20 protein-coding genes and 2 pseudogenes are annotated in these 25,021 nt (G+C 56.7%); 9 read left to right on the top strand and 13 right to left on the bottom strand.

All coding sequences use genetic code 11. The features are described 5' to 3' along the window. Window positions 1–9: 9 nt before the first annotated feature. From ACA048_RS12615 to ACA048_RS12600, 4 genes are all read right to left on the bottom strand, one after another. Window positions 10–1,125, bottom strand: a complete 1,116-nt coding sequence (locus ACA048_RS12615; protein ID WP_497629853.1) for a hypothetical protein — start codon at window positions 1,123–1,125, stop codon at window positions 10–12. A gap of 26 nt (window positions 1,126–1,151) precedes the next feature. After that, on the bottom strand, window positions 1,152–1,697 hold the full coding sequence (locus tag ACA048_RS12610; RefSeq protein WP_497629404.1) for a polysaccharide biosynthesis/export family protein: 546 nt from the start codon (window positions 1,695–1,697) through the stop codon (window positions 1,152–1,154). A 125-nt stretch (window positions 1,698–1,822) separates the two neighbouring features. After that, window positions 1,823–2,308: a hypothetical protein gene (locus ACA048_RS12605; protein WP_497629403.1), complete on the bottom strand. Its 486-nt coding sequence runs from the start codon at window positions 2,306–2,308 to the stop codon at window positions 1,823–1,825. Window positions 2,309–2,677: 369 nt separating this feature from the next. Beyond that, on the bottom strand, window positions 2,678–5,485 hold the full coding sequence (locus tag ACA048_RS12600) for an amino acid adenylation domain-containing protein (protein WP_497629402.1): 2,808 nt from the start codon (window positions 5,483–5,485) through the stop codon (window positions 2,678–2,680). A 563-nt stretch (window positions 5,486–6,048) separates the two neighbouring features. Here ACA048_RS12600 and ACA048_RS12595 point away from each other — a divergent pair. Then, window positions 6,049–7,202: pseudogene (locus tag ACA048_RS12595) on the top strand (transposase); the annotation flags it as partial. 494 nt (window positions 7,203–7,696) lie between these two features. On the opposite strand, the pseudogene ACA048_RS12590 reads toward ACA048_RS12595, so the two are convergent. After that, window positions 7,697–7,915 (bottom strand): annotated as a pseudogene (locus ACA048_RS12590) (LysR family transcriptional regulator); the annotation flags it as partial. 246 nt (window positions 7,916–8,161) lie between these two features. Here ACA048_RS12590 and ACA048_RS12585 point away from each other — a divergent pair. After that, window positions 8,162–8,650, top strand: coding sequence for a GFA family protein (locus ACA048_RS12585; protein WP_497629401.1), 489 nt, complete (start codon window positions 8,162–8,164; stop codon window positions 8,648–8,650). Window positions 8,651–8,663: 13 nt separating this feature from the next. Here the strand turns inward: ACA048_RS12585 and ACA048_RS12580 are convergent, their stop codons facing one another. Further along, window positions 8,664–9,272 (bottom strand): MiaE family protein, encoded by a 609-nt coding sequence (locus ACA048_RS12580; RefSeq protein ID WP_046032069.1) that lies wholly within the window; start codon window positions 9,270–9,272, stop codon window positions 8,664–8,666. A 163-nt stretch (window positions 9,273–9,435) separates the two neighbouring features. Here ACA048_RS12580 and uspL point away from each other — a divergent pair, with 163 nt between their 5' ends. Continuing rightward, a complete protein-coding gene (uspL, locus tag ACA048_RS12575) occupies window positions 9,436–10,296 on the top strand; it encodes a universal stress protein UspL (RefSeq protein ID WP_497629400.1) in 861 nt (286 codons plus the stop codon). A gap of 105 nt (window positions 10,297–10,401) precedes the next feature. Here uspL and ACA048_RS12570 read toward each other — a convergent pair whose 3' ends face one another. Further along, complete coding sequence (locus ACA048_RS12570; RefSeq protein ID WP_027923350.1) at window positions 10,402–10,872, bottom strand: DUF1289 domain-containing protein; 471 nt, start codon at window positions 10,870–10,872, stop codon at window positions 10,402–10,404. A gap of 407 nt (window positions 10,873–11,279) precedes the next feature. On the opposite strand from ACA048_RS12570, the gene acnB reads away from it, so the two are divergent. After that, window positions 11,280–13,880: a bifunctional aconitate hydratase 2/2-methylisocitrate dehydratase gene (gene acnB, locus ACA048_RS12565; protein ID WP_497629852.1), complete on the top strand. Its 2,601-nt coding sequence runs from the start codon at window positions 11,280–11,282 to the stop codon at window positions 13,878–13,880. A gap of 114 nt (window positions 13,881–13,994) precedes the next feature. Here the strand turns inward: acnB and ACA048_RS12560 are convergent, their stop codons facing one another. From ACA048_RS12560 to ACA048_RS12545, 4 genes are all read right to left on the bottom strand, one after another. Then, entirely contained in the window at window positions 13,995–15,647 is a 1,653-nt protein-coding gene (locus tag ACA048_RS12560; RefSeq protein WP_497629399.1) for a SulP family inorganic anion transporter, read from the bottom strand. Window positions 15,648–15,741: 94 nt separating this feature from the next. Continuing rightward, window positions 15,742–17,022 (bottom strand): serine/threonine transporter, encoded by a 1,281-nt coding sequence (locus ACA048_RS12555; protein WP_497629398.1) that lies wholly within the window; start codon window positions 17,020–17,022, stop codon window positions 15,742–15,744. Window positions 17,023–17,247: 225 nt separating this feature from the next. Then, window positions 17,248–17,583 carry a hypothetical protein gene (locus tag ACA048_RS12550; protein ID WP_497629397.1) on the bottom strand — a complete coding sequence of 112 codons (336 nt, stop codon included), beginning with the start codon at window positions 17,581–17,583 and terminating at the stop codon, window positions 17,248–17,250. An 18-nt stretch (window positions 17,584–17,601) separates the two neighbouring features. Further along, window positions 17,602–17,790, bottom strand: a complete 189-nt coding sequence (locus tag ACA048_RS12545; RefSeq protein WP_497629396.1) for a hypothetical protein — start codon at window positions 17,788–17,790, stop codon at window positions 17,602–17,604. Window positions 17,791–18,273: 483 nt separating this feature from the next. On the opposite strand from ACA048_RS12545, the gene ACA048_RS12540 reads away from it, so the two are divergent. From ACA048_RS12540 to ACA048_RS12520, 5 genes are all read left to right on the top strand, one after another. Further along, window positions 18,274–18,657, top strand: a complete 384-nt coding sequence (locus ACA048_RS12540; RefSeq protein ID WP_497629395.1) for a tautomerase family protein — start codon at window positions 18,274–18,276, stop codon at window positions 18,655–18,657. A 29-nt stretch (window positions 18,658–18,686) separates the two neighbouring features. Next, the gene (locus ACA048_RS12535; RefSeq protein WP_497629394.1) at window positions 18,687–19,286 is read left to right on the top strand and encodes a TetR/AcrR family transcriptional regulator; all 600 of its coding nucleotides are present in this window, start codon (window positions 18,687–18,689) and stop codon (window positions 19,284–19,286) included. 102 nt (window positions 19,287–19,388) lie between these two features. Further along, entirely contained in the window at window positions 19,389–20,354 is a 966-nt protein-coding gene (locus tag ACA048_RS12530) for a 2-hydroxyacid dehydrogenase (protein WP_497629393.1), read from the top strand. 144 nt (window positions 20,355–20,498) lie between these two features. Continuing rightward, the gene (locus ACA048_RS12525) at window positions 20,499–21,566 is read left to right on the top strand and encodes a phosphotransferase family protein (RefSeq protein ID WP_497629392.1); all 1,068 of its coding nucleotides are present in this window, start codon (window positions 20,499–20,501) and stop codon (window positions 21,564–21,566) included. 63 nt (window positions 21,567–21,629) lie between these two features. Continuing rightward, the gene (locus ACA048_RS12520) at window positions 21,630–22,397 is read left to right on the top strand and encodes an SDR family oxidoreductase (RefSeq protein ID WP_007948679.1); all 768 of its coding nucleotides are present in this window, start codon (window positions 21,630–21,632) and stop codon (window positions 22,395–22,397) included. Between the two features lie 582 nt (window positions 22,398–22,979). On the opposite strand, the gene ACA048_RS12515 is transcribed toward ACA048_RS12520, so the two are convergent. Together ACA048_RS12515 and ACA048_RS12510 are read right to left on the bottom strand one after the other, a co-directional pair. Then, the gene (locus ACA048_RS12515; RefSeq protein ID WP_497629391.1) at window positions 22,980–23,231 is read right to left on the bottom strand and encodes a DUF1652 domain-containing protein; all 252 of its coding nucleotides are present in this window, start codon (window positions 23,229–23,231) and stop codon (window positions 22,980–22,982) included. Between the two features lie 197 nt (window positions 23,232–23,428). Then, entirely contained in the window at window positions 23,429–24,925 is a 1,497-nt protein-coding gene (locus ACA048_RS12510; protein ID WP_497629390.1) for a PAS domain S-box protein, read from the bottom strand. Window positions 24,926–25,021 lie beyond the last annotated feature (96 nt).

Genomic DNA, 25,021 nt, shown 5'->3' with positions numbered 1-25,021 from the left:
AGCTGAATGTCAAAGTTCAGGAAAACTATAGGTCAGCGATAGCCCGACAACGTTAGCGCTGGCATCGGGCGAGTTATCCTGTTGGCGTTGTTTGTACGTGCAGGATAGGCGGACAACCCAAAAAGGCGAGAGCTCGCGACTGGCCCAGACATTAAAATTGCGCAAAGTATTGGGTGTTGGGCCTTTGGTTTTTTGCCATGAGGCATCCAGACCGGTACGGCTGAGTTCGTCGATGGAATAACTCCACGTACCCCGCAGATTATCGGTCTCAACGAAACCACCATCGCCGTTGGCGATGGTGCTGCGACTGGCATCAAGCGATGCGTCGTAACGCTCACCTGCATAGTGCAAATTCATTCCGCCTTGCCCCGTGGGATTGCTGTTGGAACCCGAGACTTGATTGAGCCCCGCGTACAGTGCCCCCTCAAGCTGCTCGGATATCTTGAAATTAAAACCGGCAGTGGGCGTGTAGCTGTTGGAGGAGGAAATCCCCGAGCCAGATTCAGGCTCATAGCGTTTCACTGTAAAGCGTGTGAAGAGTTCGAGGCGTTCGCTCCAGGCATAATTCAGGCTCAACCGGTTCGAAAGCTCGTCATAATCCGTCAGTGAATCAATATCGTATTTGACGTCGGAGTATTCGGTCTCGTTGAGCAAGGTACTTCGCTCACTCAGGGCCGTGCGCCAGTTGCCGCCCAACGTATATTCCTTTTGCGTGCCATCGGGGGCGATCACGCCAGTTTCCTGGACCGCGCTGGAGAGTGTCGAGCTCTCGACATACTGCACTGAAAGTCCATAGCCCCCCCTCTCGGTCTCCCGTTGCCACCCCAACAGCAGCTTTGGGTCTTCACGATCCCGAACGACGGCGGTATCGGACGAACGCACCACGTTCACCCCGAGACCGACCTGCAACTGATCTCGATCGGAAGTTCCCACCAGATTTAAATCCGGGGCAATGATCGTTCGAGTTACCGCCTTTTCATTGTCGCCGACAAGCACCGGATTGCTGTCATGTTCAACCGTCGTTGGCACTACGATGTTTGATTGCCAGGTGGCGGCACCAGCCGCCCCTGAATACGGCAGGATCAAGATTGCCGTCACAGCCCCGGTCGATCTTAATGCAAGCAAGGCAGCCCCCAATACGTCACGCAAGGTTAAGGCACGACCAGCGTATCGCCGGCCTGGAGTTCATAGTTGGTGGACATGTCCCGCCCGGAAATCAAATCGCCGTAATTGACGGGGAGCACCTCATTGTTCCGCACGATTTTGATGGCGTCTTTGTCGGCGAATTTGTCGAGCCCGCCCGCCATGCTCAATACCTGCAGAACGGCCGTCGGGCCTGCCAACTGCACTGAGCCGGGTTTCAGCACTTTGCCCTGGGCATAGACGAGATTGCCTTTGGGATCCTTGACGACCACGCTCACATTCGGATCGGGTATGAACGCTTCCAGCTTGGTCGTGATGACTTTCTCGACAGCCGTAGTATCAAGCCCGGCAACTGCGACTCGACCTACCAATGGGAAGTTGATACTGCCATCGGGAAGTACGTGTACTTCCGCCTTGAGATCATCCTCTCGCCAAACGGAAACAGAAATGACGTCCCCTGGATTCAGCAGGTAAGTCGCGTCTTTTTCGTTGGCACTGGTAATGCTGGGCCAAACAGCCAGTGCGCAGAGCACGGGTAACAATAAACGCAACATCGGCATCCCCTCGTCTAATGACTCTCTGAAATTGCCATGAACTCTGGCGGACTTCAGCCCCGTTGATTTTGAAGCCAAATTTTTCACCTGAAGAATTCATGCGGCCAAAAAACCAAAGTGACAAACTAAATTTTTCGCCGGTTGGCCATCACAACAAAACCAAACAAGGCAGAAGAAAACAACCATGCAACCGCCGAAAACGGTACGGCCTTCGGCTGATTGGAAATACTGGTCACACCCGTCTCCTGACCACTCAACTCAACTATAGCTTGATCATTGGAAACCGACGCCATTAAACCGTCAGAGGAAGAAACTTTGACACTTTCTGTCGAACCGGAGAGATGGGGGACACTACTGAATTGAGCCGATTCAACACCGTCGAAGTAGATATCGGTGAGCAATGCAGGCACCCCAAGGCCATTACCAAGAGTAAGTATCTCGTTACCGGAAGGCTCTTCAAGAACTGTTCCCAGTTGAGTTTCCAAAGCATCGCAAGAGTTGCTCATGCGATTGTAATCATTGATAAAACTAGCCGCCTGCGAATTAGAAACAGCTCCACCAATGAGAAGCACCAGTGCGAAAACGGTTTTCATGACAACTGTCGGACGCATAACAACAGCTCCCTGAGTAAAGGTTTTTTCTTTGTAGGATGGGGAGTCCTTCATCGGCCTTGAAATGAGCGTATAAGCACATAGCCAGTACGTCAACAGCTCGTCACGATAATAAATTTAAATAAAAACCTGGCAGAGCGACGTCAAAATATCGACACCACAAACCCCCTGCGCAATCAATTGAATGGACCACTTTCCTGTGAGCGAGCCTCAGGATCGGCCTTGTCGAAGCAATGGGATTGGTGGGTTTTCTTGAGGGGAATAGTTCACTGCTTCCCGCTCTCTACAGCTTCAGGAAGTTGTCCTATTTGAATCTCAGATGCGTTGTAAAACTGTAACTCTATGAAAAATATGGGCAAGACACCCCAATCATGCTACTCGCTCAATCTTCTCTGCGCGGCCCTTCTCTATGCCACCATTCCAGTGCATCAAAACGATTCGAAGCAGCTTGTTCCAGGCATAGCCCACCCCAATGCCACCGACAATCGCAATGACGACCGCCAATGCTGGCGCGCCATCAATTCGACGGGCTATGGACTGAAACTGAAAGTGCGTCAAATAAATGAACAGAGTCGAAGCTGCTATTAATGCGAGTCCCCGCGCAATGATACCTGGCACAGGAATAGACCTGATCCAGATCACGGCGAGAATGGCCGGTATCGCTATATCGACGTACCCACTAACCTCCGACTCATGGCCGAAGATTGTCAGAATATCCTGCCCCCCTATCACAAGGATTGCGACCGCACTGACAACCAGCTTTTGGGCGTTTGAATGGGCATAGTGAATTGCCATCCCGAGCACCATGATCGCAAGGTAGTGTTGTGGTACTCGGTTAAAGAGGGCTGTAGCGTCAAACACATACACACTAATCAGAACGTTGGCCATTGCCAACAGGCACGACGCGAAAACCAAATAACGAAACGGGTTTGACATTACTGCTTTTCTGACACGTTCAAACGACAACGCAAACCCAATGATTAATATCATCTGCAGCAGGACTTCAATATACCAATACGAAAAGTCACCAACAGCATTCCGCGCAAACCAATTGGAAATCATAAATATTGATTGCCAATGAATCCTGTCAAACAGTATCTGGGTCAGAATCGTATACAGCACGGTGGGCACTGCAATACTGGCAACAGACTTTACCAGTGCACGCGCATTGCCACGCTCGTTTATTGCCTTTAATTGAAACCTTGCCAGGCTGATGCCGGACACTATAAACAATACCGAGGTTTCACCTGAAACAAACCAGTTTGAAAAAACATGAAAGTGCCCAACAACAATAAGCAGAATAGACATGACCCGCAGCAGGACTGGAACTTCCATCTCCCGAACGGATAGTTTTGATTGTTTGGATACACTCAGTTCAGAGAGCTCACGTACAGATATCATCTCCCATTGATCGGGAAGTCGCCCAATCAGTTGTTCAAGGACCATAGAAGCCTGAACAAACGAAAGCGAATCGCCACCCAGTTCCACGAACGACAAACGGGTATCAATGTGTGGGACTTCGAGTATTTCAGACCAGGCCTGCGCGAGCTTTAACCCGAGCGGCGAAAGATCCTCGTTCGTGGACGCTGTATCCAGATTACAAGCCATTACAGACAACGCCCGTTTATCGATTTTTCCGTTCGGCGTCAGTGGGATAGCGTCGAGAAAAACGAATAATGCCGGCACCATATAATCGGGAAGTTGATCGCTGATGTGCTCACGCAATTCAACAGAGGAAACGGGCGTGGTTAAAACGCAATAGGCAACCAGCTTGAGGTTAGCGTTTTCATTAGTTGCCAGAACGACGCACTGCTTGACTCGGGGATGACGCGCTACTGTGCCTTCGATTTCAGTGAGTTCGATTCGATGGCCGCGAATCTTTACCTGACTGTCGCCTCGCCCCAAAAAGGTCACGCTGCCATCTGAAAGATAAGTGCCAAGGTCACCGGTTTTATAGCAAATATCGCCTTCGACATTCGTGAAGGGATTGACTACAAACTTTTCGCGGGTCTGTGCGGTGTCCACCCAGTAACCCAACGACAAATAGGGACTACGAATCAAAATTTCGCCGACCTCACCTTCGTCGGCTAACTGACCTGAGTCGTTAACCACCAGCAGTTGTGCACCTTCAATGCCTTTACCCAGCGGTATCCGGGAATTATTGGCTTCCGGGTCAACCGGGTGGAACGCCATGGCCTGTGGCGTTTCCGTGGTGCCGTAAAAATTCACACTCTTGGCGTTGGGTGCAATGACACAAATCTGTTTGTATAACGTTTCGCTTAAGGTATCGCCCCCCCAAAACAGATAGCGCAGATCGTCGAATCTTGAGCCCTCAAGTTTTGCCCCGGTTTCAATAAGTTTTCCCAAGGGAGGTGTCAGGTGAATAACGGATATTGCCTTCTCGCGTATCCACGCTGCCAACGTCGAAGGATTGATAACGGTGGACTGCGCCGGAATGATGACCTTTGCGCCGATGGAGAGCGGCGTAAACACATCCCTGTAAACAGGGTCATGGCCCAATCCGGAGAGTAAGGAAAAACAATCCTTTTTTGATAAAGAATGGTGACGGGTGTGCCACTCAATAAAATGAACCAGGGGCGCATGATTCGTGACAATTCCCTTTGGCTCGCCTGTGCTGCCGGACGTAAATGTAATATAGGCCGCGTGACTTGGGTTGACCTCTGGCAATACCTCTACATCAACCGTGAACGCATCCAGTGAATCGGGGTAAGTCTCCGGGATTCTAACGACGCACGGACTCTGTGACGCTTGCCCAAGGTTTTCGAGATCGATATCGAATGTAGCCTCAATGCATAACAGAACAAAGGAAGGCTGAAGCGCCCGAAGGATTTGCTCGATGCGTGCAGCGGGATAGGCCATGTCGGCAACGCTGAATGTCAAACCGGCACGCGCGGCCCCCAGCATTGCAGAGACCAATCCTGCACAGCGATTCGACACGATAACCACCCGGTCTGATTCAGTGGCACCCTTCAAAATCAGGAAAGAAGCAATCCGCCGGCTTATCTCTTCCAGTTGACAATAACTGTAAGTTGCGTCGTGAGAGACAACGGCGGTGGCGTCGGGGGTGAGTTTCGCGTGCTGCAAGAAATCCGCGAACATCGGACGTTCGACACAATATTCCAGTGCAAGCTGTGGATCTGGGCGAGCATTCTGCATTATTCAAGTACTCCGGATGAGGTCGATGCGACCCCCCACAAATGCCCCATCAACCATTGCCGTTGTCCCTGGATCAGCGCGCCGAGTAATAAGATCACCCGGTGGCCGAACGCGTCGACTAATCCATGGCAGCATCTCGTAAAGGTGAAATGCCCCAAGAAACTAGCACAGCCCGCCACTCCTGCCAGTCAATCGAACCATGTGCTGCCGCCAGCCGGTTATCAGAGGAGTAAAGCCTGAATCAGGAGAGGGGGAACTGTGCGGTCAAAACATCGAATGCAAAACTTCGTTGGCGGTCGCTTCAGGTTCCTGCAGATGGGTACGACCGATTAATGGGAGCTATTGGACGATTACCTGGGTCAGATTCCGCCCTGCGACTTCCGCCAGCGGGTCAATGTCGCAGCAAGTCAAGTGCCCGGCCAATGGGTCGTTCCTGCCTCTGGCGACGAGCAGAAAACGGCCGACTCTGTTGAAAAAGTAGCTCTCCTGTCTGGCCTGCGGCAAAAATCTTCGCATCGGCCCGCAGGGAAGCACGGAAGCACGGAAGCACGGAAGCACGCTGCATGATGGGACAGTTATCGAGTGGGCAGGATCGACTGTTTTACTCGTTCAACCTTGAAGATCACATCCCCGCCAATCACCTTCTGCGCAGCATTGATCAATGTCTCGATCTGAGCGACCTGCGCCATTACCTCGCCGATTTCTATAGTCCGATTGGGCGCCCTTCAATTGATCCTGAGCTGATGATCCACATGCTGATCGTGGGCTATTGCTATGGCATCCGCTCCGAACGGCGACTGTGCGAAGAGGCCCATTTGAACCTGGCGTATCGCTGGTTCTGCCGATTGAGCCTTGAAGATGAAGTCCCCTACCACTCGACCTTTTCCAAAAATCGACACGGCCGTTTTCGGGACAGCGATCTCTTTCGCTGGTTGTTCAATGAAGTGCTGCGCCGTTGCATGGACGCAGGCTTGGTCAAAGGTGAAGGCTTTGCCGTGGACGCCAGCATCATCAAAGCGGATGCCAGCCGGCAGCGCGGCGTACCAGGTGATGAACAGGTCAACTGGAGCGATCCGGCCCTGAGCACCCGCGCCGTGCGTGAGTACCTTGAAGCCCTCGATGAAGAGGCTTTGGCCGAAACGCTACCGAAGCGCCTGTCGCTGACGGATCCTCAGGCCCGCTGGACCGCTGCTCCAGGCGGCCCTACTTTCTACGCTTACTCCACGAATTATCTGATCGATACCGAGTACGGCGTGATCATGGATGTGGAACCCACACCGGCTCATCGAACCGCAGAAGTCGAGAGCACCAAGACGATGATCGATCGGGTCGAAGCGCAGTTCGACATCAAGCCGGAACGCCTCATTGGCGACACCGCTTTCCCACTGGAATGAGGAGGCCGAGGAATACCGCTGCCCAGCCGGCAACCCATTGCGCAGCGAATGGCGAGCGTTCGCACGTCACAAAAGCCAACACCATCATCTTCCGATCCAGACAGATCGACTGCGCGACATGTCCGATGAAAGCCAAGTGCTGCCCGAACACTTCGATTCGCAAGATTGTCCGCAGCATCGATGAAGCCGCTCGTGATGTGGCTCGTCGCATCGCGGCGACGCCGGAGTACGTGCGCTCTCGCCACGAACGTAAGAAGGTCGAAATGTTGTTTGCCCACCTCAAGCGCATCCTGAAACTGGATCGCTTGCGACTACGTGGCATCGCCAAAAGCGGAAACGCCGTTTGATTCAACAATTCGCCCGAACACACCGGTCTTGGAGGAAACGTCCGATGGCAACTGCAGGCCCAACACGTCCCAAACGTCCTACTTTGCAGTCGACCTTCACGCCCCTGAAAAGTGGCCAATAGGCAGGTGTCCGATGCGACAAGTTGCATAGTCGGCGTACGCAGCCTGAGCTAAAGGGCCGCCAGATCAGCTCGGCCGCGCCATCGAACGGATGCGTCCAAATCGGTAAAAGTGTTCGCGTATAGCGACGCCACTGAACAGCGGCCCACCGCCGAATTCGGTTCGGACCTGGTGAGGCTTACAAGTATCGGCTTCGATGCCTGCAACTGGTACGAGGCAACAGCCGGTCGTGCCTTGATGGCACATCTGGACTTATTCCATGCTGAAGCAGCAGCCTCTTGGGTGTTCATCCTATGTCCACACGTGCATTTGGTGGTGTATGTGTCAATACCCACCTACTCGCGGTTGTGCTGCAAACTTTGCATCAGCCGCCCGGCAGCCATGGTCGGGCGAATCTGCCGGCCTTCGCGGATGAACAGCGAAACGCCCAAGTGTTCTTCGAGTTGGCGGATTTGGTGGCTGACGGCGCTGTCGGTGACACACAACTCAGCGGCAGCCCGGCCGAAGTGCGCGTGGCGGGCGGCGCATTTGAAGGTTCGCAGTGCTGCCAGTGAAGGTAGTCGTCGCATGAGTCAGCCCCGGTGGTGAAGGCGCTCATGCTGCCTTGGCCATTAGCGGGCGTCCAGCAAGACCGCGTCATCGTTCATGGTCGGAACGCCGCCCGGAGCAAGCTCGGCTTCCACAGGGGTTTTGTGAACACTGAAGATCAACTGTAGGAGCGGCGGTGCGACGATTCGACTTGCCCGCGAAGGGCCCGTTCGGCCGCTGGAAGTCTATTCTTGGCGGATAAAACTCAATACTCGCAAGAGGCGACCATGCAACTAGAAGGTTCCTGCCACTGCGGCGCCGTGTCATTCAGCCTGAACAGCGCCCACCCCTACCCTTATCAGCGTTGCTACTGCTCGATCTGTCGCAAGACTCAGGGCGGTGGCGGTTATGCGATCAATCTCGGTGGCGATGCCGAGAGCCTCAAGGTACGCGGCCGAAAGAACATTGCGATTTACCATGCACGGCTCAAGGATGAAGGCGATAAACGTGCTCACAGCAGCAGCGCCGAACGGCATTTCTGCTCCCTTTGTGGTACGGGACTGTGGCTGTTCAGCCCTGAATGGCCAGAGCGGATCCACCCGTTTGCGTCCGCCATAGACACCCCGTTACCGGTGCCGCCAGAGCACACGCACTTGATGCTCGGTTCAAAAGCGCCGTGGGTGGAGGTCGAGGTGCATTCCGGCGATCAGAAGTTCGAGGTCTATCCCGAAGAGTCCATCGCCGACTGGCACGCACGCCTCGGCTTGAGCCGCTAAGGCGTTTTAAGTGTCAGGCCGCAGCGGGCACGCCACTGTGGAAGCGGAACTCCACGTCCGGCGACTCGATCAGCTCCTGCTCTGCCGCGCGGACCTTATCGATCACTTGGGCGATGTCCTTGGCGTCGCCGTACTGGTACGCCAGTTTCAGGTAACCCTGGAAATGCCGCGCTTCGCTTTTCAGCAGCCCGAAATAGAACTTGCCCAGTTCTTCATCCAGATGCGGCACCAGCGCCTCGAAACGCTCGCAGCTGCGGGCCTCGATAAAAGCGCCCACCACCAGCGTATCCACCAGTTTCACCGGTTCATGGCTGCGCACCACTTTGCGCAGGCCCGAGGCGTAGCGACCGGCGGACAATTGGCGCAGCTCGATCTTGCGCTTTTTCATCAGGCGCATGACTTGCTCGTGGTGCACCAGTTCTTCCCGGGCCAGGCGCGACATCAGGTTGATCAGGTCGACATGGGAGTGGTACTTGGCAATCAGGCTCAGCGCCGTGCTGGCCGCTTTGAATTCGCAGTTCTTGTGGTCGATCAGCAATGTTTCCTGATCGGCCAGTGCGGCCTGCACCCAGCCGTCAGGGGTACGGCAGCCGAGGAACTCGTGAATTTCGGGAAGGATCATGGGGCTCACGGATAAAGGGTTCAAAAACGAAGGGCGCCGATTATACCGGCCTGTCGCCAGACCACCAGTCGCGACCGTTGATATGCATCAAGTACCTGGTTGGCGAGCAGCAACTATAGTTGTGCAACGCCGTGCTTTTTACCCGTTGATGGAGATCCCGCTCATGCAAGCCATTCGCAGCATTCTGGTGGTCATCGAACCCGAACATTCGGAGAGCCTGGCGCTCAAACGGGCCAAATTGATTGCCGGTGTGACCCAGGCGCACCTGCACCTGTTGGTCGGCGATCCCAAGCATGATCACAGCGGCATGTTGGGGGTGCTCAAGGCCGCGTTGCTGGAGGACGGCTATAGCGTCACGACCGAGCAGGCCTGGAATCAGAGCCTGCACCAAACCATCATCGACGTGCAGCAGGCCGAGGGCTGTGGGCTGGTGGTCAAGCAGCATTACCCCGACAGCCCGCTGAAAAAGGCGCTGCTCACTCCGGACGACTGGAAACTGCTGCGTGAATGCCCTACGCCGGTGCTGCTGGTGAAAACGGCCGGTTCCTGGAAAGACAAAGTCATTCTGGCTGCCATTGACGTGGGCAATAGCGATGGCGAACACCGTCACCTGCACAACACCATCATCGATTACGGTTATGACATCGCCAGCCTGGCCAAGGCTCATTTGCACGTGATCAGTGCGCATCCATCGCCGATGCTGTCGTCGGCCGACCCGACCTTCCAGCTCAAGGAAACCATCGAAGCGCGCTATCGCGAGCAGTGCAAGGCGTTCCAGACAGAATTCGACATCGACGATGCGCATTTGCATATTGAGGAAGGCCCGGCGGATGTGTTGATTCCGTTCATGGTGCACAAGCTACAGGCGGCAGTGACCGTGATCGGCACCGTGGCGCGGTCCGGGTTGTCGGGGGCTTTGATCGGCAATACGGCGGAGGTGGTGCTGGATAAGGTGGAGAGCGATGTGCTGGTGCTCAAGCCGCGGGAGATTGAGGATCAGCTTGAAGAATTGGCTCAGCATTGAAGTCTTGGGTGTCTGGTCGGACGCCATCGCGGGCAAGCCCGGCTCCCACAGGGTTTTGTGAGCACTGGAGATCCACTGTGGGAGCCGGGCTTGCCCGCGATGCTTTTAGGCACCGAAGGCGTCTTTCAGGAAACCCGGCGCAATGTACCGCTGGTAATGCGCTTCGGAGAGCAAGAAAAATTCCCGATCAATGGCATCACGCAATTCCGGCAGGTTCCAGTCACGAAATTCCGGCATCAGCACCATCCCGTAGGCTTCCAGGTTATTGATCACCCGCGCCCCACGGGCAATCAGCTGATACGCCCAGCAATACTCCGACTGATGCGGCACAAAACGAATCTTGCGTTGCTCCAGTTGCAAACGTAGACGCTGAGGGTCGAAAACCTCCAGCTTGCTGGCCATCACCTGGGATAGCAATTGCTCAAGACGCAGCCATACCGCGCGCTTTTCCTCCTCGTTGTAACCATTCCAGTTGATCACTTCATGGTGGAAACGCTTGCAGCCACGGCACACCAAATCACCGTAAACAGTGGAGCAAAGGCCGACGCAGGGGGTCTTGATGGTCTGATTGGGCATAGATAGGCAAAACACGGGGGAAACTGACAGGTCGGCATGTTAGCCCTTTCTCTAACATTCATCACCCCTCAAAATTCGGGGTCTAACTTACCTTTAATTTTTTTTTGCCGTAGAATCAGCCAGCCTTTTAAGGCGCCAATGTCCGTTAGAAGCTGTTTTCAAAGCGTCACGAGCACAGTCGTTCCTTCAGAGCGGTGTTGGCGAAGGGTTTTTCCAGCGGGGAAAAGCTCAGCGCCAACCCTCATCAGCTCCCGTTCTGCAGGCGTAAAACTTTGAAAGCAGCTTCTGTAAGGAATTGCCGGTAATTCTGGCTAAGTGGCTCACAACGCCACGCAGCGCATGAGTACGGCAATTTCGGGATGAGCGTCCCGGACACCCATTTGGGACCACTGATGAGGGTAATAACTGTGCTTGAAGCCTACCGCAAACATATCGAAGAGCGTGCAGCACTGGGTATCGTTCCCCAGCCGCTTAACGCCGAACAAACTGCAGGCCTGATCGAGCTGCTGAAGAATCCTCCGGCTGGCGAAGAAGCTTTCCTCGTTGACCTGATCACCAATCGCGTTCCACCTGGAGTGGACGAAGCGGCCTATGTAAAGGCCGGTTTCCTCTCTGCCCTCGCCAAAGGCGAAGCCAAATCCCCTCTGATCGACAAGAAGCGCGCGGTTGAACTGCTCGGTACCATGCAGGGCGGCTACAACATCGTGACGTTGGTCAACCTGCTGGACGACGCCGAACTGGCCCCAGTCGCTGCCGAAGAACTCAAGCACACCCTGCTGATGTTCGACGCCTTCCACGACGTCGCTGAACGCGCCAAGAACGGTAACGTTCACGCTCAAGGCGTGCTGCAATCCTGGGCTGACGGCGAGTGGTTCAAAAATCGCCCTGTACTGGCCGACAAGATCAGCCTGCGCGTGTTCAAGGTCACCGGCGAAACCAACACCGACGACCTGTCCCCTGCTCCGGACGCCTGGTCCCGCCCGGACATCCCGCTGCACGCCCTGGCCATGCTGAAAATGGCCCGCGACGGCATCGTGCCGGACGTGCAAGGCTCCATCGGTCCGATGAAGCAGATCGAAGAAATGCGCAACAGCGGCTTCCCGATCGCCTACGTCGGTGACGTGGTCGGTACCGGTTCGTCGCGTAAATCGGCCACCAACTCGGTGCTGTGGTTCTTCGGCGATGACGTGCCTTTCGTGCCGAACAAGCGTGCTGGCGGCTTCTGCTTCGGCAGCAAGATCGCTCCGATCTTCTACAACACCATGGAAGATGCCGGCGCCCTGCCAATCGAATTCGATGTGTCCAACATGCACATGGGCGACGTGATCGACCTGTACCCGCACGCTGGCAAAGTCTGCAAGCACGGTACCGACGAAGTCCTGACCACCTTCGAAATGAAGACCCCTGTGCTGTTGGACGAAGTCCGTGCCGGCGGTCGTATTCCGCTGATCATCGGCCGTGGCCTGACCGACAAGGCTCGCGCCGAACTGGGTCTGCCAGCGTTCGACCTGTTCAAGAAACCGGATGCCCCGATCGAAAGCACCAAGGGTTTCACCCTCGCGCAGAAAATGGTCGGCAAGGCATGCGGCGTAGCCGGTGTGCGTCCAGGCACCTACTGCGAACCGAAGATGACCACCGTGGGTTCTCAGGACACCACCGGTCCGATGACCCGTGACGAACTGAAAGACCTGGCGTGCCTGGGCTTCTCCGCGGATCTGGTGATGCAGTCCTTCTGCCACACCGCGGCTTACCCTAAGCCGATCGACGTGACCACCCACCACACCCTGCCAGACTTCATCATGACCCGCGGCGGCGTTTCCCTGCGTCCGGGCGACGGCATCATCCACAGCTGGCTGAACCGCATGCTGCTGCCGGACACCGTCGGTACCGGTGGTGACTCGCACACCCGTTTCCCGATGGGCATTTCGTTCCCGGCCGGTTCCGGTCTGGTTGCGTTTGCTGCAGCCACCGGCGTTATGCCGCTGGACATGCCGGAATCGATCCTGGTGCGCTTCAAAGGCAAAATGCAACCGGGCGTCACCCTGCGTGACCTGGTTCACGCCATTCCTTACTTCGCGATTCAGGCTGGCCTGTTGACCGTTGAGAAGAAAGGCAAGAAGAACGCCTTCTCCGGCCGCATCCTGGAAATCGAGGGCCTGGACAACCTGAGCATCGAACAGGCTTTCGAGCTGTCCGACGCCTCGGCCGAACGTTCGGCTGCCGGTTGCACCATCAAGCTGTCGAAAGAGTCGATCACCGAGTACCTGAGCTCCAACATCACCCTGCTGCGCTGGATGATCGGCGAAGGCTACGGCGATGCGCGTACCCTGGAACGTCGTGCTCAAGCGATGGAAGCCTGGATCGCCAACCCTGAGTTGATGGTTGCCGATGCTGACGCCGAATACGCTGAAATCATCGAAATCGACCTGGCCGACATCAAAGAGCCTGTGCTCTGCGCGCCAAACGATCCGGACGACGCCCGTCTGCTGTCCAGCGTTGCTGGCGAGAAGATTGACGAAGTGTTCATCGGTTCGTGCATGACCAACATCGGTCACTTCCGCGCGGCCGGCAAGTTGCTGGATCAGGTCAAAGGCCAGCTGCCAACCCGTCTGTGGCTGTCGCCGCCGACCAAAATGGACGCTCACCAACTGACCGAGGAAGGCTACTACGGCATCTACGGCAAGGCCGGCGCACGCATGGAAATGCCGGGCTGCTCGCTGTGCATGGGTAACCAGGCACGTGTAGAGCCGAACGCCACTGTGGTGTCGACTTCGACCCGTAACTTCCCGAACCGTCTGGGTGACGGCGCGAACGTTTACCTGGCCTCGGCCGAGCTGGCGTCTGTTGCTTCCATCCTGGGTCGCCTGCCGACCGTCGAGGAGTACATGGAATACGCTGGCAAGATCGACAGCATGGCGGCCGATGTCTACCGCTACCTGTCCTTCGACCAGATCGCCGAGTTCCGTGAAGCTGCTGCGAACGCCAACATTCCGGTCGTTCAAGCCTGACGCTATAACGCAATAGAAAACGCCGCCCATCGTGAGATGTGCGGCGTTTTTTTATGCCTATGACATGGGCATGCACAACACAATCCCTGTGGGAGCGAGCTGGCTCCCACAGGGTCATGCGGCGGTCTTGAGGGCTTGCTGCACCGCGCCATCCACGCTCAGGTCACTGAGAATCACCCGCGTACCCGCCACCTCGGGCAACACCGCCAACGCGCTTTGCGCCGAATCCTTAAGCCGCGCCAAAACCAACTGCTTCCCTTCCGCACGCACCCGCACAAAAAATTCCTGCAACGCCTCAATGCTGGTGCCATCCAGATCGGGCGATTCCTCCAGGCTGAGAATCACCGAGTGAATCGGCGTTGGCGAATGGCGGATCAAACGCATCGTGCTACCCAGGATCCGCTCGACGTTGGCAAAGAACAACGCTTCCCCCGGCCGCACGATCAACAGCCCAGGCACCGATTGCGCGGTCGGATGGAGTTGCAGGTCGACAAAGTCATGGCCGCCATCAATGCGCCCGAGGATCTGAATATCCGCCGCTGACATTTGTTTGAGCATCAGCACCACACTGATCGCCACCGCCAGCAGCAGACCGTCCAGCACCCCCAGCACCAGCACTGCTGCCACCGCGCAGATCACCAGCAACCGGTCGCGTCTCCAGATGAAATACCGTCCCAGCGGTTGCAGGCTCAAGCCTCGGGCCAGGGCATGGATGACGATGGCGGCGAGAATCGGCTCGGGGGTCAGGGCGATGTAAGGCAATACCGTCAAAACGATGAGCAACACCACCAGCGCCGCCACGCCACCGGCCAGTCGTGAAGTGGCCCCCGCCGCTTCATTGGCCGACGTTGCCGAGAACCCTGCCCCTGCCGGCATGCCATGAAACAATCCGGACAACAGATTAGACGCACCCAGCACTAGCAGATCGCGGCTCGACGAGATCCGGTCGCCGTGCTTGAGCGCGTACGAACTGATCGAGCCGTATGACTCCGCGTACAGGATCATCACCATGGCAAAGGCCAATTCGCCCAAGCGCAACCAGTCAGTAAAGGGCAGTATCGGTAACCGGGGCACTTCCAGGTTCAAATCGATCACACCGATCAACTTCACCCCATACGCCGGCAGGTTCAGCCACTGACTGGCAACGATACCGATCACGACCACCAGCAAACCGCCCGGCAAGCGTCGGAACCTTGCAAAGAGCACTAACAAGGCCAACGCTACGGCGGCGACACTCGCCGCCACTCCATTCCATTGCGGCAGTTGTTCCAGCAGTTGCGGCAGAAACCGCACCAGATTGCCGTCGCTCAGATGCACGCCGACCACACTGGCGACTTGCTTGAGGATGATGGTCAGTGCCAGGCCAAAGGCAAAGCCGCGCAGCACGGGTTTGGCAATGAATGACGTTACGCTCCCCAACTTGAACAGCCCGGCCAACAAAAAGAACGCGCCGGTCACCAGCACCAGGCCGATGGCCAGGGTCGAACGCAACTGGGGGTCGCCGTTGGCCAGCGTCGCGGTGGCGGCGGCCAACACCGCTGCGGACGAAGAGGTAGCCGACACAATGGCAAAGCGACTGGTGCCGAACAGCCCATAACACAGCAAACCGGCAAACAAGGCGATCACCCCGGCCTGCGGCGCCACGGCGGCAATGCTTGAATAGGCGACTGCTTCGGGCAACAACAGCCCGGCAATCGACAACCCGGCCAGCAAGTCCCGCCAGCGATTGGGTTGTTCGGTGAGATTGGGGGGTGAGGCGCTCGGCAATCCGGTGACTCCAGGCGAAAAAAAACCGCTGCACGTATCACGTGCAGCGGCCACTGTAGCTGTCAATTCGGCGCTGCGCGAGCAGGCCGAACGATCACGCGGTCAGCGAGTAAACCAACGCCGTAATCGCCACCAGGCCTACCGCTGTCACGAAGACATTGGACGCCTGCCCGCGATAACGCGCCATCGCCGGCACCTTGCGGATTGCATACATCGGCATCAGGAACAGAATCGCCGCGATGATCGGGCCACCGAGGGTTTCGATCATCCCCAGAATGCTCGGGTTCAGCGTGGCAACGATCCAGCACACCACCAACATGAACGCAGCGGTCATACGGTTCAGGGTCTTCGGCGCCGGGCGTTTGCCGCTTTTGACGATCAGGCCTTTAAGGCCTTCGCTGGCACCGATGTAATGGCCCAGGAACGACTTGGAAATCGCCACAAACGCAATCAACGGCGCCGCGAAGGCGATGGTCGGGTTGCTGAAATGGTTGGCCAGGTACGACAGAATCGACAGGTTCTGCGCCTTGGCTTCGGCCAGTTGTGCCGGCGACAGGGTCAGCACGCAACTGAAGACGAAGAACAGCACCATCACCACCATCAACAGGTGAGCGCGGGACAGGATCTGCGAGCTGCGCTCTTCGGCGTGGTCGCCGTAACGGCGTTTCTGATCAACCGCAAACGCCGAGATGATCGGCGAGTGGTTGAACGAAAAAACCATCACAGGAATCGCCAGCCACAAGGTGTTCAGCAACGCCGACGGCTCAGGCAGTGTGCTGGCGGTGGTCAGAATACCGCCGTTCCAGTGCGGAATCAGGAACACCGCCAAGAACAGCAACGCCACGATGAACGGATACACCATCAGACTCATGGCCTTGACGATCACCTGCTCGCCGCAACGCACCACCGCCAGCAGGCCGAGGATCAGCACGAGCGACAGCACCGCGCGCGGTGGCGGCGTGATGTGCAATTGATGCTCAAGGAAACTGCCCACGGTGTTGGTCAGCGCGACGCTGTAAATCAGCAGGATCGGGAAAATCGCGAAGAAGTACAGCAACGTGATCAACGCACCGGCCTTGATGCCAAAGTGTTCTTCCACCACTTCAGTGATGTCAGCGCCTTCGCGTCCAGACAGCACGAAACGGGTCAGGCCACGGTGTGCGTAGAAGGTCATGGGGAACGCCAGCACCGCCAGGACCAGCAACGGCCAGAAACCGCCCAGCCCTGCGTTGATCGGCAAAAACAGTGTGCCGGCCCCGATGGCCGTGCCAAACAGGCCCAGCATCCAGGTGGTGTCATGACGATTCCAGCTCGAAAGAGTCGCTGGTGCCGCCGCTACATAGCGTTTGTCGACGCTATTGGCCTGATCATTCATCCGGTGGGATCTCCACATTCCGGTCAGTTGCTACCCGGTCAGGACGAGTCGGAAAAACCCGACAGGCAGCGCCCTGGCCGAAACAGGGGCGCGATTGTCCGGGTTTAATGAATAAAAGCAAATACTTAGCTGAGGAATGGTGGTGCGGATCAGTGGCTATAGGAAGATTCGCCAACCGTGTGGGAGTGAGCCGGATTTGGCACCGCGTAGCGAAACATGGACATTTCAGGGTGCATCGGATTGCGCAGGAGACTGACGCTTGCCTGATCGAACTGGATGCATCACAGACTGATGCGCCGTTGTCACCGAAACCCAGATCATCGCCAAAGTGCCGATTAAAATACTCGGCTTATGATCCCGAAACACACCAATCTGCTCAAGACTTGAGGACATCGTGAGCGATCCAAGGGCACAGGCTGCGACCAAGCCCGTCATTGACATCGCTATGATCACCCCATGAGTCAGGTCTGCTTTTTGTTTGTAGTACCAGCACAGCCCCAGATAGATAGCGATGCAAAAAACGCTGCTGATAATCGAGCAGCTGAATTGGTCCGGTGCCATAGGGCCCTATCCTTGATATCAGGCCGATTTTGTAGCTCGAAAACCAAAAATTGCGCCAAGAACAGCACCCACTATGGTGCTTCCAAGGCCAGGGAAAATCATATTCGCGAAAGCGGCACTGCCCACTGTTGTCGAAATCATTGTGACGTCCATGACTCGGGTGACAGGTAACCGGGTTTCCTTACGACCAGTTTTCTTGGCTGACATGTGTTCGCCTCCTCCTGGATGGGCCGCTCTGGGTGCTTGCGTACGAAAAAACATGCCGTGGATTATGGGCGAGGCAGCGTACTGCGGGCAAACACCAATAGGTAACTGAAAGCATCCTGATCCGGGGACGTGCGAGGCCATCTCACGCTCCAAAAAGCTGTTGGAGTCTTTCTCGATTATTTGAAAGCGCTCACCTGTTTAACAACCGTGTTTAAAGACACTCAGTGTTACTTCCTGAAGGCTACAAAACCTTGCGCCGTTGCCTACGGTTCAGACAGAATCCGCCGGCTTGTGCGCCTGTGGCTCGGGCCATATCGTTTCCCTGTCGCTGAATATCAGTGATCGGGTTTGGTAGCCCGGTTTCGTATCGCAATCGCGAGCAGGCTCCCACAGGTTGTTTCATCGCCCAATAGGAGCTTTCGCTTGATAAAGGACCTCTGTCATGTATTTTTAATTGAGCGGCCTTCTATCTGGAGACATCCCATGCCACTGGTTCGTGTCGACATCAAAAAGCATCAGGATCCCACCTTCGTCAAACGCGTCGGCCAGCTCATCTACGCCGCCATGCACAGTGCCATCGCAGTGCCGGAAAACGATAATTTCCAGATTCTGACGGAGCACGATGAACACCATTTCATCTTCGACCCCGAATACCTGGGCATCAAACGTACCGACAACCTGGTGATCATCCAGATCACGCTGAGCGAAGGCCGTACGAACGAGAAGAAAAAACTGCTCTACAAAACCATCGCCGAGAGCCTGAATCGCGAACTGGCGGTGCGTCTGGAGGATGTTTTCATTAATCTGATGGAAGTGAAAAAAGAAAACTGGTCGTTCGGCAACGGGATTGCCCAGTACGCCCTTTGATCCCCACCGTTTATACCTGTGAGCCACTGATGCCCCGAGTTTCCCGCAAGCAAGCCGACCTCAACCGCGAAATCATCGTCGAGGCTGCCACGCGGCTGTTTCGCGAGCGGGGCCTGCACGGCATCAGTGTCGTCGACGTCATGGCGGCGGCAGGTCTCACCCATGGCGGCTTCTACGGGCATTTCGAGTCCAAGGAAGCGTTGGCGCAGGAGGCCAGTGGCCGGGCGTTCGACCAATCGGCAGAACGCTGGCAGAAATGGATCGCCGCCCATGTCGACGACAATGACGGCGCCCGCCGTGCGCTGATCGAGCCTTACCTGTCCCAGGCCAGCCGCGACACTCCGGGGGACAGTTGTCCGGTAGCCGCCTTCGCCGGGGACATGTGTCACGAAGCGGCAGACAGTGGTTTGCGCCAGACCTTCATGGAAGGGCTCGACAGGCTGCTGAAATCCTACGGTTCGCTGTTGGATTCAGGCAATGCACAAGCCGATCGGCAACAGGCGCTGGTGGAGTTTTCGCTGATGGTCGGCGCCCTGACCCTCGCCCGCGCCAGCCGTGGCGTTGCGGTGTCGGATGAAATTCTCGACGCGGCACGCACGTTCCTGACCTCAAAGGGCTCATCAAACTGAACAGCCGCGTGTACGACCTTTGGCCATTGCTAAACTGATCGGGAATCAGCAATCTGAAGCGACGTTCGAGCCCCGACATTCCGACGCCCACAGGAGCGCAACATGCCTGCAACCGTGCTGGTACTGGTTGAAACCATCAATGATTATTTGCCGATTCTCGAACATCAGGGTTTTCACCTGATTCTTGCCCCCACCCCTGCCGAGCGCGCGGCGGCCATCGCCCGTAATGGCATTCAGATCGATGCAGTGCTGACCCGTGGCCCGTTGGGTCTGTACGCCGATGAAATCGCTGCCCTGCCCAACCTCAAGATCATCTGCGTCATCGGCGCCGGTTACGAACACGTTGACCTGCAAGCCGCCGCCGACCGTGGCATCACGGTCACCAACGGCGCCGGGGTGAATGCGTCATCGGTCGCCGACCACGCCATGGCAATGCTGCTCGCGCTGGTGCGTGACATTCCCCGCTGCGATGCGGCGGTGCGGCGGGGTGAATGGCCAAAGATCATGCGCCCTTCCCTGGCCGGCAAGCGCTTGGGCATTCTCGGCCTGGGTGCCGTCGGCATGGCCATCGCCAAACGCGCGGCCAATGGTTTTGATTTGACGGTGAGTTACCACAACCGCCAGCATCGCAGCGATGTGCCGTACACCTTCTGCTCAACACCCACTGAACTCGCGCGCACCTCGGATTTCCTGATCATCGCGACCCCTGGCGGCATTGGCACCAAACACTTGATCAACAAGCCTGTCCTCGACGCCTTGGGCCCCAACGGGTTCCTCGTCAACATCGCCCGCGCCAGCGTGATCATCACCACCGACCTGATCAGTGCGCTTGAACAACGACGCATTGCCGGTGCCGCGCTGGACGTATTCGATGCAGAGCCGCATGTGCCAGACGCGCTCAAGTCATTGACCAACGTGATTCTGACGCCTCATGTGGCCGGGCTTTCACCGGAGGCCACTCAAGGCTCTGTTGAACTGGTTGGGAAAAACCTGGTGGCATTTTTCAGCAATCAACCGGTGCTGACACCGATTGCCCTGCCGTCATCGCTGAGCACCGCCACGCTTTGAAGTTCATTCAAACAGGTGTATCAAAAGCAATGATTGCCCGGCAACACGCTCACCTATAAGGGCCGCTCATGGTTGTGGGTGCCGGGTGCGCGGATTAGATTAGCCAATAGTCGCAGGCCTCCAAAATAAGCAGAAGGGATAAGCATGGCGCTTACTGACCAGTCCACCCGTATCCGCTCTGGCGAAGAACTTGATGCCAGCCTGATCGATCCGTACCTCAAGGCACACATTCCGGGCCTCAGTGGTTTGCCGCAGATCAGCCAGTTTCCCGGCGGCGCGTCGAACCTGACGTACCTGCTGGAATACCCCGAACAGGAATTCGTCCTGCGTCGACCGCCATTTGGCCACAAAGCCAAATCAGCCCATGACATGGGTCGTGAATTCCGCATTCTCAATCAACTCAAGGACGGTTTTCCGTACTGCCCCAAGGCCTACGTGCACTGCACTGACGAATCGGTGATCGGCGCCGAGTTCTATGTGATGGAGCGGGTCAACGGGATCATCTTGCGTTCCGAACTGCCGCCGGAACTGGGTCTGGATTCGGCGAAAACCGAAGCCTTGTGCAAAAGCTTCATCGACAAGTTCGTTGAACTGCACCGTGTCGACTACAACGCCTATGGCCTGGGTGACCTCGGAAAGCCCGAAGGTTATGTCGCGCGGCAAATCAAAGGCTGGAGCGACCGCTATGAGAAAGCCCTGACCCCGGATGCGCCGCAGTGGCAAGCGGTAAAAGCCTGGCTCAACGACAAAATGCCGGCCGACCACCCGACTTCCAGCATCGTCCACAACGACTATCGTTTCGACAACGTGATCCTCGACCCGCAAAACCCGATGCAGATCATCGGTGTATTGGACTGGGAACTGACCACCCTCGGCGACCCGCTGATGGATTTGGGCAACACCCTCGCTTACTGGATCGAAGCCGGTGACCCGCCACCGGTGCAACTGATGCGCCGCCAGCCCAGCCACGCACCAGGCATGCTGACCCGCCGCGAATTCGTCGATTACTACGCCGAGCGCGCAGGCATCCAGATCGACAACTTCGACTTCTACTACACCTACGGCCTATTCCGACTGGCCGGCATCGTGCAGCAGATCTACTACCGCTTCTTCCATGGTCAGACCCAGGACAAACGCTTCGCGCAGTTCATTCACATGAACAAACTGCTGGAGCAAATGAGCCTGCAAGTCATTTCGAAATCCAGCCTCTGATCCGTCTGGCGCGCTTCTCGCAAAACAGGCCCCCTATAACAAGACTTTTTATAAGAGAATCCCATGTCCAAGACTCAGTTGTTCGACCTCGACGGCAAAATCGCTTTCGTCTCCGGTGCCAGCCGCGGCATCGGTGAAGCCATCGCCAAATTGCTGGCCCAGCAAGGCGCCCACGTCATCGTCTCGAGCCGCAAGCTCGACGGTTGCCAGCATGTGGCCGACGCGATCATCGCCGCCGGCGGCAAAGCCACTGCCGTCGCTTGCCACATCGGTGAAATGGAACAGATCAGCCAGGTCTTCGCTGGCATCAAGGAACAGTTCGGCCGCCTCGACATTCTGGTCAACAACGCAGCGACCAACCCACAGTTCTGCAACGTACTGGACACCGACCTCAGCGCCTTCCAGAAAACCGTCGACGTCAATATCCGCGGCTACTTCTTCATGTCGGTGGAAGCCGGCAAGATCATGCGCGAAAACGGTGGTGGCAGCATCATCAACGTCGCCTCGATCAACGGCGTCTCGCCAGGCATTTTCCAGGGCATCTACTCGGTGACCAAGGCCGCCGTGATCAACATGACCAAAGTGTTCGCCAAGGAATGCGCGCAATTCGGCATCCGCTGCAATGCCCTTTTGCCGGGCCTGACCGACACCAAATTTGCGTCGGCACTGGTGAAGAACGATGCGATCCTGAAGACTGCGTTGCAGCAGATTCCGCTCAAGCGTGTTGCCGACCCGAGTGAAATGGCCGGTGCCGTGTTGTATCTGGCGAGTGATGCTTCGAGCTACACCACTGGGGTTTCGTTGAATGTGGACGGCGGGTTCTTGTCCTGATTCGATGCGTCAAATGAGCAAAAGGCAGCCATTTGGCTAATGCCGATCAACTGTGGCGAGGGAGCTTGTCGGGACGGTGCGGCGTTCCGACAAGCTCCCTCGCCACAGGTTCAGTGTCACAGCTAACTGACGGGCAATTGGCCCTTGTCTGACTTTTTAAGGGATTTTTCAGACAAAACGCTTCATGAGCCCAGGGTTATTGGGTCACGCAGTGAGTGGTCGTGGTGACCCGAGTCACCTCTCCCTCCACTCGCGCCTCACCCATCACATCGGTCTTGTCCGAGGTTGCGCACGTTTTTTCTACGGGTGGTAGAGGGGGTGGCGGAGGCGGTGGACTGGAGCAACCACTGAGGATCGCAACGCAGAAGGCGAGCGACAGCGGCGAAAAAGCGCGTTTTCCAGGACTGTTCATAGTCTGACCCGCGGTAAGTAATCGATGCTTTCCGCAACACGACGACAACACCGCGAAGCCGCGGACCGGTCACAGAAAATTTTACCTTCTCATTTCTTATAGCTCAGTCACCGGTCAATGCCAGCATTTAAGGCACTCAGGCCGATTCCTACCCCGAAAAACGACAGCTCCTACTCGTCCCCGCCCTGGCGATGCAGCCTGTTGCTCTGCAATTCGTAACGCAGCTCTTCAATCAACGACGCCACCGCTTGCGGCGAATTCAGGCTCGTCACCTTCAACCCACTGACCACCAGGTCGACCTCACCCGACGCCGGGTGATACAGCTTCACCGTCACCGAATTGTCTCCCGACACACTGCATTCACAGGCGCGGGGAGAAAAGTGTTGCTCCAGCAACGCACGCAATTGCCCCAGGTGAATCATCGCGATTCACCCATCGGCTGACGGGCAACCTCGTCGATTGAAACGGTGGTGAGTGGGCGACACATGTGGCGGTTCCTTGAGCTGTTTCGTCGTGGACGCGAAGCGGTCAAAGACTCTTTTCGCACCCTGACAGCCTAGTCGCTGGCTACTGGAACCAACACATCCATTTGCACTGCCTCAGTTAGTGCATTTGCACCCTAACGCTGACCCTTCGACCGCCATTCACTGGCAAACAATCCACGCTCGCGCGTCCAGACAATCGCCTCGCTGCGGCTGTGAACGCCAAGTTTGGAATACACCATCGAAACGTGATTGCGTACCGTGTTAGCCGCCAGTTTCAGACGCACGGCGATTTCCTTGTCGGCCAACCCTTCGCAGATCAGGCCGAGCACATCTCGCTCGCGAGCGGTCAGGTCGGTGAAGGACACGTTGGGCAACGTCGGTGCGTTAACGCATTTCACATTAGCCAGTTTTTCGATCAGCGTGCGGCTGAACCAGGAGGCATCTTTCATCACCTCTTCGATGGCCGCGACCAGCTCAAGCTCGGTGCGTTTGCGTTCGGTGATGTTCATCAACACCAGCAGGTAGCAAGGACTTTCCTGAATGTTCACGGTGTCGGCCGAGACCGTGCAATCGATCACTTCACCATTCTTTTTACGGATCCTGACATCGACTCGGTCCAGGCTTGCGGCCTTTTCCAGTGCCGAAAACAAGCGCGCACGCGCGCCCGAATCGTCGAAGAAATCGATCTGCGCCACCGTTTTGCCGAGCATTTCTTCGCTGGGATACGCGAGTGTGTCGAGAAAGGCTTCGTTGGCATCGAGCACCCTTTGATCCTCGGCACTGCACACCAGCGTCGGCACCGGTGTCAGGCGAAAGGTCTTGGCAAAACGCTCCTCGCTCTGGCGCAGCGCGATTTCGGCTTTGTGCCGAGGCTCCATGTCGACGAACGAAAACAGCATGCAGTCTTCTTCGTTTAACTCAAGCGGTTGCCCGGCGACGATCACCTGCTTGCTGTCCCCTTCAGGCAATCGCAACTCAGCCTGCATCTGCGGAATCGTGGCGTGGTCACGCAGTCGCTCAATCGCCAGGTCTTTTTTTTCCGCGCCATGCAGCACATCCAGCTCATACGTCGACACGCCGATCACCTGATCACGGGTATAACCGGTCATCTCCAGAAAACCGTTGTTGACCTTGATGTAACGCAAATCGCTGAGGCGACAGATCACCGCCGGGGCCGGGTTGGCGTTGAACGTCTTTTCGAAACGCTGCTCGGCACTGGCCCATTCGGTGACGTCGTCCATGATCAGCACCAGTGACTCCGGCTCACCGGCGCTGTCCGCCAGCACCATGCTGCGCACCCTGTGCACCCAAGTGCGTTCTTCATCGTCGGCAGGCGTCACTTCAACCAGCATATCGCCGAACGTTTCGCCCCGGGCGACGCGGTTGATCGGGTAATTGGCCTTAGGCACCGGGTGATGGTTGCGATAGCGCAAGGCGAAGCGTTTGGTGTACTCCCTGGCATTGGCGCCCAGTTCGCGGACCTGCCCCACACCGTGCATGGCCAGTGCCGCTTCATTAGCCCAAAGAATCGTCTGATCAAGCTCCAGAAGAATCACGCCATCGGACAAACCCGCAATAATCTGCTGCAACTGGCGACGATTGGTGTCGGTGCTCAGGACGTCCTGGCTCATAGGTACTCCATCAGTACAACGGGGCTTTTAGCCCCCCGTGAAGAGTACGACCGCGCAGGGATTGGATCGTGCGAAGAACCTGTGCGAGCCTGCTCG

Source organism: Pseudomonas sp. LBUM1659 (assembly GCF_059716045.1).
Note: the sequence above shows the minus strand (reverse complement) of the source record. Positions and strands in the feature narration are given on the sequence as shown.